Origin of the sequence: Thioclava kandeliae (genome assembly GCF_040297545.1) — a bacterium.
GTDB classification, from domain to species: domain Bacteria; phylum Pseudomonadota; class Alphaproteobacteria; order Rhodobacterales; family Rhodobacteraceae; genus Thioclava; species Thioclava kandeliae.
This window is the reverse complement of the sequence record NZ_JAYWLC010000072.1, coordinates 1-1,286: the sequence shown is the minus strand read 5'-3', so window position 1 is coordinate 1,286 and position 1,286 is coordinate 1. Positions and strand designations below refer to the sequence as shown.

1 pseudogene is annotated in these 1,286 nt (G+C 57.7%); it reads left to right on the top strand.

The features are described from left to right. The first annotated feature begins 194 nt into the window (after positions 1–194). Positions 195–1,127: pseudogene (locus VSX56_RS20590) on the top strand (IS5 family transposase). Positions 1,128–1,286 lie beyond the last annotated feature (159 nt).

Genomic DNA, 1,286 nt, shown 5'->3' with positions numbered 1-1,286 from the left:
ATTTGGACCTGATCTGCGAACACCATACGGGCCCGCGACATGAAGATGGTCGCAACTTGAGGCCGGATACATGTCAGCACCCGACACCGCGCGAAACAGTTCTGAAAACCCTCTTGCGCAAGGGGCGGTTATACATGTTGCACATATCGGTGAGAGGGATTCAGTTGTGGAATATTGAGGATTAGGTCTTTGGCATGTCCAAGCCTGCCCTTACTCGCTACCGCACGACGAACTGGTCCACCTACAACGCTGCGCTGCGCAGATGTGGTTCGCTGTCGGTCTGGTTCGACCCAAAGATGACCTGGCACGTAAAGCGCAGCGGGAAGCGTGGGCATTCAGAGGTCTTCTCTGACAGCGCGATCCAGACCTGTTTCACGCCGAAAGTGCTGTTTGGCCTGCCGCTTCGCCAGACCATTGGTCTGGTCGCCAGCTTGATCGAAATGGCAGGGCTGGATTGGCCTGTACCCGACTATTCGACGCTGTGCCGCCGTCAGGCTCGGCTCAAGGTGCAGATCCCCTATCGGTGCTCGGGCCAGCCTCTGAATTTGTTGATCGACAGCACTGGCATCCGCTTTCGCGGCGATGAAGAATGGCTTTCGCGTAAGCATGTAGCGACGCGCAGACGCGAATAGCGAAAGGTGCATCTGGCGATGGACACAGCCACTGGCGATATTCGCGCGGTCGAATTCACCTCCAGCAGGCAAGACGACAGCTCGATCCTGCCGGAACTTCTGTCGCAGATCTCGGCCAGAGAAGAGATAGAGACGATGACGGCTGATGGTGCCTACGGCACGCGCCGATGCCATGCGGCGATCCTCGAGCATGGGGCAGAACCGGTCATGCCGATCCGCCGCAACGGCCGCGTCTGGAAACCCGACTGCCCCGCCGCGACATCGCGTGATGACATCCTGCGGGCGACGCTATCCCTAGGGCGATCAATCTAGAAGAAATGGGTTGGTTATCACGCCCGAAGCCGCGTCGAGGCTCAGATGATCCGATTGAAGCTTTTCGGTCATCGGATCATGTCACGAGATCCCGACCGCCAGACCGCCGAAATTTAGATGCGCATCGCCATCATGAACCGTTGCTCGGCACTCGGACTGGCCGAGATCGAAGTAGTGGATTGAAGCCGCCGGGGAAAAGGGGGCCTCGTCCTATAGAACGATTGGCGCAACAAGACCTTGTTGCACATATCGGTGAGAGGGATTCACCTTTGGAATCCTGATGGTTAGATCACTGGGATGCCAAAGCCTGCCAACACCCGCTACCGCACGACTAACTGGTCT